Source organism: Helicobacter cynogastricus (assembly GCF_900197855.1).
Lineage (GTDB): Bacteria > Campylobacterota > Campylobacteria > Campylobacterales > Helicobacteraceae > Helicobacter > Helicobacter cynogastricus.
In genome coordinates, this window is sequence record NZ_FZMQ01000014.1 from 1 (window position 1) to 14,607 (window position 14,607).

At 46.5% G+C, this 14,607-nt stretch carries 9 protein-coding genes, 1 rRNA gene and 1 pseudogene; 2 read left to right on the forward strand and 9 right to left on the reverse strand.

The window, feature by feature from the left end; all coding sequences use genetic code 11:
• Positions 1 to 60: 60 nt before the first annotated feature.
• Positions 61 to 1,497, forward strand: coding sequence for a conjugal transfer protein TraF (gene traF / locus C6H00_RS06515; RefSeq protein ID WP_104750197.1), 1,437 nt, complete (start codon positions 61 to 63; stop codon positions 1,495 to 1,497).
• Between the two features lie 33 nt (positions 1,498 to 1,530).
• Here traF and C6H00_RS06520 read toward each other — a convergent pair whose 3' ends face one another.
• From C6H00_RS06520 to C6H00_RS06555, 9 genes and pseudogenes are all read right to left on the reverse strand, one after another.
• The gene (locus C6H00_RS06520; protein WP_104750198.1) at positions 1,531 to 2,256 is read right to left on the reverse strand and encodes an HpaA family protein; all 726 of its coding nucleotides are present in this window, start codon (positions 2,254 to 2,256) and stop codon (positions 1,531 to 1,533) included.
• A gap of 181 nt (positions 2,257 to 2,437) precedes the next feature.
• A complete protein-coding gene (gene glnA / locus C6H00_RS06525) occupies positions 2,438 to 3,877 on the reverse strand; it encodes a type I glutamate--ammonia ligase (protein WP_104750199.1) in 1,440 nt (479 codons plus the stop codon).
• Between the two features lie 143 nt (positions 3,878 to 4,020).
• A complete protein-coding gene (locus C6H00_RS06530; protein WP_104750200.1) occupies positions 4,021 to 4,599 on the reverse strand; it encodes a 4Fe-4S single cluster domain-containing protein in 579 nt (192 codons plus the stop codon).
• The gene (locus tag C6H00_RS06535) at positions 4,599 to 5,837 is read right to left on the reverse strand and encodes a hypothetical protein (protein ID WP_104750201.1); all 1,239 of its coding nucleotides are present in this window, start codon (positions 5,835 to 5,837) and stop codon (positions 4,599 to 4,601) included. The genes C6H00_RS06530 and C6H00_RS06535 overlap by 1 nt, the downstream gene beginning before the upstream one ends.
• The gene (locus tag C6H00_RS06540) at positions 5,834 to 6,160 is read right to left on the reverse strand and encodes a hypothetical protein (RefSeq protein WP_233704462.1); all 327 of its coding nucleotides are present in this window, start codon (positions 6,158 to 6,160) and stop codon (positions 5,834 to 5,836) included. The genes C6H00_RS06535 and C6H00_RS06540 overlap by 4 nt, the downstream gene beginning before the upstream one ends.
• 14 nt (positions 6,161 to 6,174) lie before the next feature.
• The gene (locus C6H00_RS06545; RefSeq protein WP_104750203.1) at positions 6,175 to 8,787 is read right to left on the reverse strand and encodes a hypothetical protein; all 2,613 of its coding nucleotides are present in this window, start codon (positions 8,785 to 8,787) and stop codon (positions 6,175 to 6,177) included.
• Positions 8,784 to 9,602, reverse strand: coding sequence for an AAA domain-containing protein (locus tag C6H00_RS09000; protein ID WP_324728651.1), 819 nt, complete (start codon positions 9,600 to 9,602; stop codon positions 8,784 to 8,786). The genes C6H00_RS06545 and C6H00_RS09000 overlap by 4 nt, the downstream gene beginning before the upstream one ends.
• Before the next feature lie 57 nt (positions 9,603 to 9,659).
• A pseudogene (locus C6H00_RS09005) lies at positions 9,660 to 10,004 on the reverse strand (AAA domain-containing protein); the annotation flags it as partial.
• A gap of 81 nt (positions 10,005 to 10,085) precedes the next feature.
• The gene (locus C6H00_RS06555; RefSeq protein WP_233704464.1) at positions 10,086 to 12,650 is read right to left on the reverse strand and encodes an AAA domain-containing protein; all 2,565 of its coding nucleotides are present in this window, start codon (positions 12,648 to 12,650) and stop codon (positions 10,086 to 10,088) included.
• A gap of 396 nt (positions 12,651 to 13,046) precedes the next feature.
• On the opposite strand from C6H00_RS06555, the gene C6H00_RS06565 reads away from it, so the two are divergent.
• Positions 13,047 to 14,546: ribosomal RNA gene (locus C6H00_RS06565) — 16S ribosomal RNA — on the forward strand.
• Positions 14,547 to 14,607 lie beyond the last annotated feature (61 nt).

A 14,607-nucleotide genomic window follows, 5' to 3' on the forward strand; every position in this document is an offset into this window, starting at 1 on the left:
GGGGGGGGGGGGGAAGTGTGTTAAAATTTTGATATTCCATTTAAAGTAAAGGATTGGCTAATGAGATCGATGCGTTTGCTGGGCTTGTGTGCATGGTTGTGTAGTGATCTAGGAGCGTTGGAATTTGGACAAATGGGGAATACTAGTTTTGGTATGGGTGGAGCGGGGGTTGCCCTAGAGGACTCAGCCTGGGGGCTCTACTATAATCCCGCCCTGCTTGATGTGGATGCAAGAAGTAAGCTAGGCTATAGTTTTGGCGCAGACATAGGTTCTAAAAATATTCTGCCATTATTCTCTGCAGCTAGCTCTGGGGGTTTGGGTGGTCTTGATGTGGAAAGTTTGCTCACTACGCACCAAAGTGAGATTACAAATATTATCCTCCATCACCAAGGCTCAGTAACTTTTAATGCAGATGAGGGGCAAGGGATTAAGGGCGTGATAGGACTTGTTAATGCCGCCTCTAATCTTATCAAAAGCAATGGTGTGTTTTTAAATTCTCAAAATGGGCTGGTTATCCAAGTTCATCCCCGCGTCAAGCGCAGAGGCGGCATAGGCACTTTTGCCTTTGGCGTATTTGCCAGCGGTTTTATAGGCGCAAGCCTCAAAGTCGATCCACAATACAACCAATTCATTAAAGATATACCCCTGCCAACACCTTCTGTGCCCGGTGTGCCTCAAGGAGTGGGGATGGGTGGTGGTGTCAATGGGCCTCTGTATTTTAGAGTGGGCGCAACATCTAATAGCCTCACACTTACAGCAAGCTCTCAACAGAGTTTTAATAACTCTTCCTTGTTTTCGCCCAATGCCCAACATGCCCTTGCCCTCCGCGCTTTGGTTTTGGGAAGCGTGCCTTTTGGCTATGCCAAGGGGTTTAATTTAAAAAAAGCAGGCAAACTCTCAGTAGGGATTGACGCGCGTTATATTTATGCTATGGGCTATGCTCTTTCTGCAAAAGGTAGTCTCAATACCATCATAGATCAGGGGAGTCAACTTGTAGGTGAGCTGACCTCCTTTAACATGAATTCCATTGCACGGCAAAGCACTTTTGGCATTGATGTGGGACTTGCTTACCGCATTAAGGGTGTGAGTGTGGGGCTAGTGGGCAAGTATCTTAATGCTCCTAAAATTAACTTCAATAACGGATCTTCTATGCGCATCGATCCACAGGTGCGCATGGGATTGGGGTATCGTTGGAAATGGCTAAGTCTAGCTTGGGATTTGGATTTAACTTCTAATCAAACCATGATGTTGGGTAAATACAGCCGTATGACCGGTGGGGGTATTATGGCACATTTTAAATGGTTTGGTCTCAAATTTGGCGCGATGGGCAATATCGCCAAAGAAGGCTTACATCAAGGCATTATTTTAACAGGTGGAATTCGCCTCTTTAAAGTTTTGGATATTTCAATTCAATCTAGCCTACAAACCGCTTCAGTCGGGGGAATCAAACTCCCCAATTACATGGCCGTGCGTTTAGGTGGTGGTTGGGAGTGGTAAAAGCTCACCGGCGGAAAACGCCGGCGGTGTGCGTTATTTTTGTTCAGACTGCTCAGATTTTTTGAAGTTTTGCACCAACCTTTCATAGGGCTTAAAATTCTGTGTGTGCAAATCTTGAGCTATTTTTTGCATAGTTTTGGCATAAACTTTTGAGAGCACTTCATCAATGTTTTTCTCAAATTTTGGGCCGTGTATAGGGGTTATATGACTAATAGGCATAAAGCCTCCTGAACTCGTGCGTTGCTGACTCACACGGACATGAGTCTTTACCTCATAACTAGGTAATTCCATGCTAGACATGTGGAAAGCATTCTTGCTTTTGGGCTCAATGAGCTTTAGACGCATAAAGCCAGCCGAAATATCAGTAATGTTCTCTTCGATGCTCTTCTTGTTCTTTGAGAGAGTCATATCCGTATCTTCCAAAATATCGATAAAAGCACTCACATCTACAAGAGCAAAAACACTCTCTTGTTGCTCAGGGCTCAACTTGTCTAAGGGTGCAATCACCACTGAACAACCCCGAGCCTTTAACATGTCAATAATTTGGGTTTGCAAAGAGCTTCTAAATTTATCGCGCAAATTTGTGGGCACATTTTTACTAAAATCGATGCTCAAGGGAGCTAAAGCCAAAGTGTAATGATTCTTGGGCTGTGCCTTTTCGTGCAAATCATAGAGATATTTAGCGGTTACGGGCGCAGTACCAGCGTGGGCAAGTCCAAAAAAACCTAATAACGCGCACAAAGCGACTCTTTTGTACATAGAAAGTTCCTTTTTAAAAAAAATTTTTAGGATACTAGCCTAAAAACTATGAATGCCAGCTTAACGCTTTTTTAAAAAACGCATTGCTAGCTTAAGCATCCGCATCACCAAATTAAATTTTTTACGGCTATCCCAAAAAGAAGCCCCACGGCGGCGTTTAGCCATCTCTGCCCCTAAACCCTTAACAAGAATAAGTCGTTGCAAATTCTACCGGATGGGGCTTGCTCTCCCAAGGGAAAACCTCTGATCTAAATTTGAAACTTTGGTAAGCTTGAATGAATTCCTCACTAAATACCTCCCCCTGTTTGAGATAATTCTTATCGGCCAACATTTCCTCTAGTGCACTTCTTAGCGTGTGTGGCAATTGCTTGATTCCCTTATCACGGATTTCATCTAGGGTCAACTTGAAAAGGTTAATATCCATAGGTTGACCCGGATCGCTTTTTTGAGTGATACCATCTAAACCAGCCATCAAAATAGCCGCAAAAGCCAAATAAGGATTAGAGGAACTATCTGGAAAACGCAACTCAAAGCGTGCGGCCTTGCCACTCACTCCATAAGGGATACGCACACTCGCACTTCTATTTTGTGCCGAGTAACTCAAAATACTGGGAGCTTCAAAACCGGGAATGAGGCGTTTATAAGAATTGCTAGAAGCGTTGGTAAAAGCAGCTAGACTTCTAGCATGTTTGAGTACTCCCCCCAAGAAGTGTAAGGCTTGCTGGCTAAGATTCTTATACACATCCCCACTAAAAAGATTTGTATTTTCTCTCCAAATGCTGACATGAGTGTGCATTCCGCTTCCATTATCACCATAAAGAGGTTTGGGCATAAAGGTCGCTGTCTTGCCATTGAGATGGGCTACCATTTTAACAACATATTTGAGCTTTTGCACATTGTCTGCTGCTTCTACTAAATCGCCAAAACGCACCCCCACTTCGCCCTGCGCTTGTGCGACCTCGTGATGCACGACATAAGTTTCTAATCCCACTTGGTTTAACACCTTGACGATCTCTGCTCTTAAATCCATCATAGTATCTGTAGGTGGTGTGGGCAAATACCCTCCTTTATGCCCTGTCCTGTGTCCAAAATTCACCCCTCCTTCAAAACTTTTATCCCGATTCCATTCCCCCTCTTCACTATCAATTTCATAGTATTGACAATTTGCGCTATCCTTAATTTTAATGGAGTCAAAGATAAAGAACTCGTTCTCTGCTCCAAAATACGCCATATCCCCCATGCCAGATTCTTTAAGATAGCGAAGGGCTTTTTTAGCGATGCTGCGCGGGCATTTTTCATAATCTTGTTGTTTGTACACATCCCACACATCGCAGAAAACTACCGCTGTAACATCCGCACTAAAAGGGTCTAAAAAATAACGGATAAGATCGGGACGCAAGATCATATCGGATTTATCAATACTCTGCCATGCCTTAATAGAACTTGCATCGAAGGGAATGCCTCTTTTTAATAATTCAGCATCCACTGCCCCCATTGAATACCCCATATGATTCCAAGTTCCCTTGACATTTGTAAAACGGAAATCTACAAACTCCACTTCATTTTCTTTGCAAAATGCAAAAAACTTTTCAATGTCTGCATCGCTGTTATGGATATCCATGTCCACCTTTCTTAATTTTAATTTATTCTAACATGTGCAGACTAAAAAACCCCCGCTTGTACAAATTATGTACTGATTGTCGCTGCAGAATGTCTTCAGGAGAGCAATTTCTCTAGCATAAATATTTTTAATGCTACTCACCTTCACTCCCATACAAAGGGTAGACCATTGGCTAAGATGCGCCCTTTTGAGTCGATTCGCCATTCATTGGCGATGCAGGGCATGGTTTCAATAGAAGAGTCATAGCGATCGCTAAGATAGTGGAAACGCTGGTTGGTGGGGCCCACCCAGTTGCGCCGAACTTCTGGATTATCCTGCTCAAACTCCCCATCGACAAGGACATCTGTAGCCTCTAATAAAGCTTGAGTCCCCTTAAATTGAGACTCTTGCAACTCCTCTAGCAAATAGCCCGAAAAGACCATCACCGAAAGCCCCAAAGTTTGGCAAAGTTTGGCGATGTGCGCCAAACCTTTGGCTTGTAAAAAGGGCTCCCCGCCTAAAAAGGTGATGCCCTCAAGGTCTGGATACTGGGCGTGTATGTGTTTAACCCTTTCTTTGAGCTCTAACACTGGCACGATTTGGGCGGGCTTGATGGGGAGTAAATGCGCGTTGCAACACCCCTTGCAACGCTTCAAACACCCCTGCACCCAAAGGGCGATTCTTAGCCCGGGCCCCTCAGCTTCTGTCGCCTCTATTAAATGGGCTAAGTTGATCCACTCCATTAGATGAGGTCAAAATCAAAGGCCTTGCCCGCTTGCACGACTTGGATCGTGCGCCCGCTCAAGACCTGCTTGTCGGTGGCGTGTGTGAATAAAAATTCGGCCAAAGGGTCCATGAGGTGCTGGGTCAAGACATTTAAAATCCCCCGCCCTCCATAGCGTTGATCCACAAAGGCGCATTTGTCTAAATCATCGGGGTTTTCCCAAATGACGCGCTCCTCACCCAAATCCACCCCATAGACTTCGCTAAGTTTAGGCAGGACTTGATCCATATCCGCCTTGCACGCCTTGCCCTCATAGTGATCGAAGCGGTAATTCAAAACCCCGTCTAAAGACACCCTAAACTGGGCTTGAGCCCCATTAGCGCGCATGGCACGCACGATCACAAGGTCTTTTTCAGGGTCTAAAGTCGGGGCCTGCACGCTAAAGCCGGCTTGTTGCAAAGACTGATACACCGCCTTTACCATCTCCTTACGCACCGCTTCGTCCTCTGCCTTCTTCATCTGTGCCTGCTCGATCTTTTGCACCTTGGCTTGCAACTCGGCTAGGCTTAAAAGTGTGGCATGTGCGGGCAAATTAGCTTGGTGTTTTTCTAGCAACTCTTGCTTGTATTGCGCCTCTAAGGCTTGTTGCTCTTGTGCTTGTTGTGCCTGCAAAATGCCCTGAAACTTGGCCTCTAAGGCCGCCATTTGCTCCTTGATCTCTTGGGGGTTGTGTTCTTGGGGGTTTGTGAAAATCTTGGCGTGCAGAGTGGCGATTGCATCAAGGGCCAAATTGCGCGCGCTTTTATCGCTCCAGCCTTGCAAAGCCTCCTCCCACGCTGCGCTTAAAGCTTGTAGGTGTGCCTTTTCTTTGGCTTGTTGTTCCGCGATTTTGCGCTGTCTCTCTAACTCCTCTAAGCGGCGTTGTTGGGCTAAATGCTCTTCCTTAAGCACGGCACATAAGCGGGGGAGATCCTCAATTCTGTAGTTGAGTCGCGCGCTCAGTGTTCTGGCCTGCATAGGGTTGTCTGTGGATAGGTTTTCGATATTTTTAATTTGCGCCCGAATGTCTGCAATCTCTCTTTTGGCATAGCTGTCTAAACCCTCTTTGCTTACAAAATCCAAAGTGCTTTGAAAGCGCATTAAATCCGCCAAAGCGGCCCCTCTTGCCTTTTGTTCCTCAGCTCTCCTTTGCTGTTCCCGCAGTTCTCGTTCTCTTTGTGCTCTCAACTGGTAGTTCCTATAAGATTCGTGGCTCATTTTTTTCCTTTCTTTTTGTTTTTCTTTTTGCTTTTGTTGCCTTCACGGCTGATCTCTTGCACCTTTAAGCCAAACCTCTGCGCCTGTTGCGCTGAATCCTTGTCATGGCTGTAAATCACCATGTCGTTTAGGGCATAAAAATACGCGCAGGCAAGGATTTGCTCGGCTTGGCTGTAGTCTTTAAGCCCAAACATGCGCTTTAAAAGGGCGGGTTTGGGGGGAATGGGGGCAATGGGGCTAGAGTCTAGATTTAAGTTTTGCACGCTGGCATATAAAAGGGTGCGTCTTGAGGCTAGCTCTTGGGCAAACTTGTGTAAATCCACTTGATTTATCAAGTTTAAATCCAAGAGGGCGTATTTTTCCCCCGTGTATTCTTTAAAATCTGGGCGATCGCGATCTGCGTGTCTTGAAGTTGCTTGAGCGGGGTTTGTAAGGCCATACCAGGGTATTTTTCTAACAACCCCTCTAAGTCTTGAATGCCCCGTTCTAACTTTTCAAACGAATCTAAGGAGATCGGGGCTTCTAGGGTGTTTTGCAGGGCAATATAACTTTGCACCCCCCGCTCCAAATCTTTAACGCCCTCTACATCGCTGAAAGCTTGGGGGTTTTGTTGCAAAGCTTGGCTAATGGCCTCTTGTTGCAAGTGTGTAGAGAGTTTCGTCCAAGGGATTTTAGCCCCCACCAACCCCCTAAGCTCTTTGAGCGCGCTTAAACTTGTGGGAGCACTCAAACCCTCTAGCCATGTGGGGCTGGACATGTCCTTTTTCCAAACCTCTTGGATTTTTTGGGTTAAGTTTAGGCACTCTTTGAGGGGGATTTTAGGTTTAGCGATAAAAAGGGCTAAAATCCATTCCTCTTTTTCTACAAACTGCGCGGCACAAATATAGGTCTCAAAGTCATAGGTCTTTAACAAGGCCTGCCAAAAACCCTCCCAGTTAAAAGATCGATAAACATCCTCTCTTATGCCCCGCTCCGCTTGTTGGAGGAGATGAGCCACAGATAAGTTTTTGGAGCTTAAAAGTTTTTTGAGATCGTGGTATTCTCTCATGTTTTGCTCAAGCTGGCGGAAATCTTGTAGGTGGGCTAGCGCGCTAACACCCTCTAAAAACGCCCGATCAATGATCTCCTCTTGTAAATGGGGCGTAAGTCTAGCCCAAGGGATTTTACTCCCCACCAACTCCTTAGCTTCTTTGACGCTCTCTAAAGTTTCTAATAGCGGCAAATTTTCTAGCCATGTGGGGCTGCGCATGTCCTTTTTCCAAACTTCTTTGACTTGGTGGCTCAAGCTTAGACACTCTGTTAAACTGATGTCCGGGTTTGTCTGAAAAAGTTCTGCAATCCATGCCTCTTTTTCCACAAACTGCGCCACACAAACATAAATGTCAAAATCATAGGTCTTTAGTAGGTTTGCCCAAAAACTCTTCCACCCAAACAACTGGTGAATATTCTCTTTGATGCCCTGTTTTGCGCCCTCAAGAATGCCCAAAACGGGTAATTTTGCGATCGCCTTTTTAATTTCCCTGTATGTTTTGATGTTTTGTTCCAAGTTTTGGAGGTTTTGGATTTCACCCAACGCGTTTGTGGGTTGCTCGAAAGCTTGCTCAATGATTTCCTCTTGCAAATGGGGCGTAAGTCTAGCCCAAGGGATTTTACCCCCCTCCAAGCTTCTAGCCCTCTTAAACTCCTCTAAGGTCTCTAGCAGGGGCAAGTTTTCTAGCCATGTGGGGCTGGACATGTCTTTTTCCCAAGTCTTTTTAATTTGATGGCTGAGTTGGACGCACTCTTGTAGTGTGATGGTGGAGTTTGTCTTAAAGAGAGCGGATAACCACGCCTCTTTTTCCACAACATGCGCTGCAAATACATAAATGCTAGAGTCATAAGTGCTTAGTAGGTCTAAACAAAACCCCGCCCAATCTAATTTAGTTTCTGTAGTTCTTTTGACAAAACAGGTAACTTCATAGCTGTGGTTGTTGTAGTAGTAGGGCATGTTGCCATGTAAAATTTCATAGGTTTTTTGGGAATCGGCATAGAGACCAAGACTTGCGCCCCATCTTTGGGGGGCATCATCACCCGGGAGCTGGAGGCATTTCCCTTTTAAAGCGGGGGTTTTTGTGGAAGAGTCGTAATGGGTGGTGGGGATGTTTAAATCTTGTGCGTTCCACACAAGTGCCCACTTGGCAGAGTTGGGGATTTTTAAAGGTTTTGGGCTAGCCTCTAGGACTTCTTGCCATGCAAGATCGAGCTTATGCGCGTTGTGATTAGGCAACAAGGGTGTGATGAGTCCCGCATGCACTTCGTCCTTGTTGAGGCTTTCTAGCCATGTTTTAAAATTCTTAGGCGCGTTGATGGTGAGATTTTGGCTAGAATCTAAGCGTAATTCTAAATCTAAGGGGCAAAATTGATCCTCAAATTCCTCGACAGATTCTAAAAAAATCCTTGTGTCTTTTGGGTCATACCAATCCTTAAAAGACTTGGCATTTTGGGCAATCACCGCCCTTAAATCCGCCTCCGCTAAATCGAATCGGCAGACATTTTCTAGCACGATGGGGCAAGAAACTTCCTCTTTCCATGTGTCTAGTTCGTTTAAATGCAACTGGTTACTTTGGGCATGATCGACATACAAGGTCAGATCTCCCCCGTGCGGTCTGCCCATCATTTTCTTTTGCTCAAAAAACTTTTGCCACCTCTCACTCAAGCGTAAATCCCCTAGATTTTGGGCATCGTTGCTAAAAATCCCCCAACGCTTGAGGTGTTGTAAGACCCCCTCTAAAAGCCTCCCATCGATTGCCAGCACTTCTGCCAATGTAGCGGGTGTGCAGGGCATTTTTTGATCGACCGCCTCTAAGATCAATTCCTCAAACACGCTTATATCCCGGATTTTGCTGTAACTGAACCCCACTTCATAAACCCCAATGGGGTAGGCTACCTTTTGTTTTAAGATGTTGATCATCGCGATTCCTCCAAGCCACGATCAAGGGCTTTTGTGTATTCGTCCATCAAGCAGTGGCTGCTTTGTGGCCAATCTCTGTCTAAAGCCTCGATGATCCCTTTATAGACTCTCTTGCCCTCTTGGTTGGGCAAATAAACCCTCTGTTCGCTAAAGACCTTTGCGCTCCCAAAGACCATTAAAAGGTTTTGTGCCCTTGAGAAGGCCACATTCACAAATTCATACCTCGAGGTGTTGGCATGGCGGCTCTTTTTGATCCGCGTGGCGACCATGCTCACTAAAATGATGGGCTTTTCCTTGCCTTGAAAGCGAATCACTGTATCCACCCGCACATCTAAGGCCTTGAAATTTTTAAAGCCCCCCATCTGCTCTCTAATTTGCTCTTTAATGCGCTTGACCTGCGCGGCATAAAAGCTCACCACCCCCACTTGGATTTTTTCTTGCCTGTGCCCTAGCTGTAAATCCATCGCCTTAAGGGTCTTGGCGATCAACGAAGCTTCATGGGGGTTTTCATCATCCCCTGCGGGGTGCGCCCCTGTATCCACCCACACCGCGTGCGTCTGGGGCGTTAAAAACTTGCCCAAATGCAAGCCATGCGCGCGATCTTTGTCAGGGTTGGCGCAAATTAAAGGCGTGTCATAAAAGCGATTGACAAGGCGCATGATCGCAGGGTGCATGCGGAATTGGTGGGTGAGTTGTTCTCTAAGCATGTCGGGGGCTTGCTCAAAGAGTTCTTTAAACAAGGCTGCGCTCACCATTTTTTTAAAGCGCATGGATTGTTCTTTGGTGAGCAGGGTTTTGCCCTCCACCTCTTGCATTTCCTCTTGCAATGCCTCTTCGCTGGTGTAAATGTCCTCTCTAAAAGTGGGGGGTAATTGGCGGTGATCCCCCACCAAAACAGACTTGCGCGCACGCATCATGGGCATCAACAGCTCTAAGGGCGTGGATTTAGACACCTCATCGACAATCCCCACATCAAAATAAGGGGGCAAGCCCTCAAACACGCGCCGCCCGCTATTGGAAGTGATCGCCACGACATTACAACACGCCTTAAACGCGTCCTCGATCTCAGCATAGTCTTTAGATGCCCGGTCTTGCTCCAAAATCCGCACCCATGTTTTTAAAAGTTTTTCGTATGTTTGGAATTGTTGGGCGTGCTCTTGTCTTTGGGTTTGGGCTTGTTCTCTAGCTTGTGTGGCTTGTTCTATGCCCGCTTCTAAACCATCGGGGGGCGAATCGTGTTTTAAGAGTTCTTGGAGTTCTTGTAAATATTCAGTGGCTTCTTTTTGCTTTTTGGGCGTTTAATTGGCACTGGTTTTGGCGTTTTTCTTGGAGGGCTTGGATTTCGTGTTGTAAAGCCTTGAGGGCAGATGACCCGCTCGGGGGGGGGGGGGGGTGAAGTCTTGAATTTCTTGCAACAAATCCTTTAAGCTCCCCTCAAGCATGTTGCTTTGGAGAAAATCCAATCTTTGGCGCAACAAGCCTGCCAATTCTTTCGCCTGTGTTGTGCTTTCTAAAGGTGTGCAAATTTGTGCGTCATCGCTAAAGATGGCGTAAATTTTTGTCTTTAACGCCTTGTGCTGTTTTTTGATTTGGGCAATTTCTTGACGCACCGCCCGCCACTCTGGTGCCTTACTATCATCTCCCGCATCCATCGCCTGCGCTAGTTGCTTCTCTCTTTGTTCCAAGCGTTCGATTTGAATCTTCGCCCCCGTGTTTTGTAAGTCCGCCTCTTGCAGCTGCTCTAAAAACTCTATATCTTGTTGGATTTGGGATCGTGCTGTTAAAAAATCTTGGTGGTTTTTATAGAAGGTTTTTAAAATATGCACTTGGTGCGCCACACTGGCGCGCGCAAAATCAAGGGCATTAAACGATTGCCTTAAAGCACATTGTTCATGCAAATCAAATAAATCTTGCACCAAAGCCCCCGCACGGGTGGGCAAAACTTCCATTTCCAAAATATCCCCCCGCTTGCCCTCTAAAAACTCTTGTAAGGATAACCACGCCTCTTTTTGCGCCACCCCTTCTTGGTGCGCTTTTAAAGCACGGTCATAGGCTTCCTGCTCTCTGTTTAAAATGGCTTGTTTTTCTGCAATCTGGGCCTCTAAAGTTGTGATTTGGGTGTTGGTATCTTTTAGGGCTTCTTGGACATAGCCCACAGTCTCTAACCACTCCTCTAAGCGCGTGATTCGCCCTTGCAAGTCCTCAAAGGGGCTTAAGAGAGTTTGGGCGTGGTTCTTAAGAGCTTTGTAATACTGCCTTAAGCTATCCTCTTTGGCGTAAGGGCTGTCTTTAATGCGCTCACCATCGCGGTTTAGACGGATCGCCTTGATGTTGGGGTGGTTGGGCAGGCGTTCTAGGGCGTTGTCGATCGCATCGTGGGATTGGCTGGATAAAAGCACGCTCTGCCCCCTTTGGACAAATTGCAAAATCGCCTCAGCGATCACTGTGGTTTTGCCCGTGCCCGGGGGCCCTTGGATGAGCGCGATGTCTGGAGCACTGAGCATCTTACGCACCGCCTTTTTTTGGCTTTCGTTTAAATCCGCATTAAACCAAGTATCCACCACCCCCAACTCTTGAGGCACGCACGCGTTTTGGATGTCAAATAAAAAATTAGCCAAATAGGGGTTGGCACAATCTCTATTTTCGATGAGGTCTTGACATTGGAATCTATGGCGTTTGATTTGGGCTTTATCGCCCCCCAACGCCTGCCCAAAGAATCCGGGCACCGCGCAAGGTTTGGGCTTTTTAGGGGGGGTTGAATCGCTCTTGGGATCATGGGCAGAAGTCTCCTCCTCAGGCTCTTCCACCAACACAAAGGGGGCATCCTCCTCCACTTCGACACGGACTTCTAAGAAGCGGTAATCTTTGGCATCAAAGCCCTTAATCTTGTCTTCTTCTTTCCCCTCTTCCTCTGCTTTGATATAGGCCTTAAACATGTATTGGCATGCCTCAAGGCGTTTGGCATCCTTGATCTCTGCCCAGCCCTTGTATTCCAAATTCAAAGCCCGCATTCTTTGTTTGTTCGGTGTGAAATACATGGGAGTTGTGGATTCTTGGCGGGGGATCAGTTCAGCCCCCGCTCCCCTGCACGATTGGATGTGTTTTAATTGCTTCTCATATGAATTAGCTCTAAGCACCACCACACAGACATAACCCTGACCTTTGTGCTCCGCGTCCAACAGCAAGATTTTGTTTTGTTCATGCGCGGCGATGAACGCCTCTTTAAAGTTTAAATATTCCCGCCATTCCTGCAATCTTTTAGAGGTTTGAATCGCATATTTGGGCAAGGATTGCACCCAAGCCTTATCGACTAGATTATTGGGTGTACCAGTCATTTCATACCGGCAACGCACTTCCACCTCCTGCTCATGCGCGCCCAAATCCCTAGAAACAACATTCACTTCTTCGGGCACAAAGACGGGGTATTTAGCCCCATAGGGCAAAAACCCGCGCACCAACAAAGACACGCTAGGGAGCAGGATTTGAGAAAACAGAGGGTGATTAGGGATACGCACCCCCAGCTTGATCTTTTTCTTATGATCCTCGATGTCTTGGGTTAATTTATCCTCCAAAGACAAATTAGAAAAGACGCAGACGAGGGGGACGCGCGAGTTTTCTATAAAAAAGGCGCGTAAAAAGTCTCCCACTATGTTATGGCTCTCCAGAATCCTTGCCATTGCCCCATGGTCTTTAAAGGGTTCTAGAGCGCGTTTGATTGCCTTGCTAAACCTATCTGCATCGCTAGGCCTGTTTGGCACTTCGCGATCCAACTCTTTATAATAAAAGTTTGGGACGACCTCTCTAGGCTCACTAGGCACCCTAGAGGGAGGATTTGGATGATAGAGATTATTGAATCCGCCCATAAACACCGCCCACCTAAAAAATTTTAAAAACAACATTTTAACAATAAATCTCTTCTATAGTACAATTCAAATCTGCCCAGGGACTCCTCCTCAAAACTTCCTTCTATCTTTAAGCCCCCCTTAAGCTTTAAAATCCTATAATCGCGTTTTGCCAAAGTTAAAGCGGTTGAAAAATCCAAAGGTTGAAAAGCCAAAGCGGTTTTAAAAAGCTTCAAACAAACGCAACGATCTTTGACATTTAAGCAAGAGAGTCTTGTAGCCAAAATTTGTTTTTTGATTTTTGTTTTTGGCTAAAGAACTCTAGTTATTGACACAACTTGTCTAATACAGAGTAACTTAATTTTGTGGCGTGGAGAAATCCACAACACAAGAGCCAGTTTAGGATTTAAACTTAACTTTATGGAGAGTTTGATCCTGGCTCAGAGTGAACGCTGGCGGCGTGCCTAATACATGCAAGTCGAACGATGAAGCCTAGCTTGCTAGGTGGATTAGTGGCGCACGGGTGAGTAACGCATAGATGACATGCCCTTTAGTTTGGGATAGCCACTAGAAATGGTGATTAATACCAAATACTACCCTATGGGGGAAAGATTTATCGCTAAAGGATTGGTCTATGTCCTATCAGCTTGTTGGTGAGGTAAAGGCTCACCAAGGCAATGACGGGTATCCGGCCTGAGAGGGTGAACGGACACACTGGAACTGAGACACGGTCCAGACTCCTACGGGAGGCAGCAGTAGGGAATATTGCTCAATGGGCGCAAGCCTGAAGCAGCAACGCCGCGTGGAGGATGAAGGTTTTAGGATTGTAAACTCCTTTTGTCAGAGAAGATAATGACGGTATCTGACGAATAAGCACCGGCTAACTCCGTGCCAGCAGCCGCGGTAATACGGAGGGTGCAAGCGTTACTCGGAATCACTGGGCGTAAAGAGTGCGTAGGCGGGGTTGTAAGTCAGATGTGAAATCCTATGGCTTAACCATAGAACTGCATTTGAAACTACAACTCTGGAGTGTGGGAGAGGTAGGTGGAATTCTTGGTGTAGGGGTAAAATCCGTAGAGATCAAGAGGAATACTCATTGCGAAGGCGACCTGCTGGAACAATACTGACGCTGATTGCACGAAAGCGTGGGGAGCAAACAGGATTAGATACCCTGGTAGTCCACGCCCTAAACGATGGATGCTAGTTGTTGGGGGGCTTTGTCCTCCCAGTAATGCAGCTAACGCCTTAAGCATCCCGCCTGGGGAGTACGGTCGCAAGATTAAAACTCAAAGGAATAGACGGGGACCCGCACAAGCGGTGGAGCATGTGGTTTAATTCGAAGATACACGAAGAACCTTACCTAGGCTTGACATTGAAGGAATTTGCTAGAAATAGCGAAGTGTCTAGCTTGCTAGACCCTGAAAACAGGTGCTGCACGGCTGTCGTCAGCTCGTGTCGTGAGATGTTGGGTTAAGTCCCGCAACGAGCGCAACCCTCTTTCTTAGTTGCTAACAGATCATGCTGAGCTCTCTAAGAATACTGCCTGCGTAAGCAGGAGGAAGGTGAGGACGACGTCAAGTCATCATGGCCCTTACGCCTAGGGCTACACACGTGCTACAATGGGGTGCACAAAGAGATGCAATGCCGCGAGGCTGAGCCAATCTTAAAAACGCCTCTCAGTTCGGATTGCAGGCTGCAACTCGCCTGCATGAAGCTGGAATCGCTAGTAATCGCAAATCAGCCATGTTGCGGTGAATACGTTCCCGGGTCTTGTACTCACCGCCCGTCACACCATGGGAGTTGTGTTTGCCTTAAGTCAGGATGCTAAAGTAGCTACTGCCCACGGCACACACAGCGACTGGGGTGAAGTCGTAACAAGGTAACCGTAGGTGAACCTGCGGTTGGATCACCTCCTTTCTTAGAGAATTGCCCTTGGCATTTGCTTGTCTAGGGAAAAGGCACAGGACTCTCTTGCTTA

Coding starts and splice junctions, on each gene's coding strand:
- traF (WP_104750197.1), top strand. CDS start 61: ATGAGATCGATGCGTTTGCTGGGCTTGTGTGCATGGTTGTGTAGTGAT.
- C6H00_RS06520 (WP_104750198.1), bottom strand. CDS start 2,256: ATGTACAAAAGAGTCGCTTTGTGCGCGTTATTAGGTTTTTTTGGACTT.
- glnA (WP_104750199.1), bottom strand. CDS start 3,877: ATGGATATCCATAACAGCGATGCAGACATTGAAAAGTTTTTTGCATTT.
- C6H00_RS06530 (WP_104750200.1), bottom strand. CDS start 4,599: ATGGAGTGGATCAACTTAGCCCATTTAATAGAGGCGACAGAAGCTGAG.
- C6H00_RS06535 (WP_104750201.1), bottom strand. CDS start 5,837: ATGAGCCACGAATCTTATAGGAACTACCAGTTGAGAGCACAAAGAGAA.
- C6H00_RS06545 (WP_104750203.1), bottom strand. CDS start 8,787: ATGATCAACATCTTAAAACAAAAGGTAGCCTACCCCATTGGGGTTTAT.
- C6H00_RS09000 (WP_324728651.1), bottom strand. CDS start 9,602: ATGCAAGAGGTGGAGGGCAAAACCCTGCTCACCAAAGAACAATCCATG.
- C6H00_RS06555 (WP_233704464.1), bottom strand. CDS start 12,650: ATGGGCGGATTCAATAATCTCTATCATCCAAATCCTCCCTCTAGGGTG.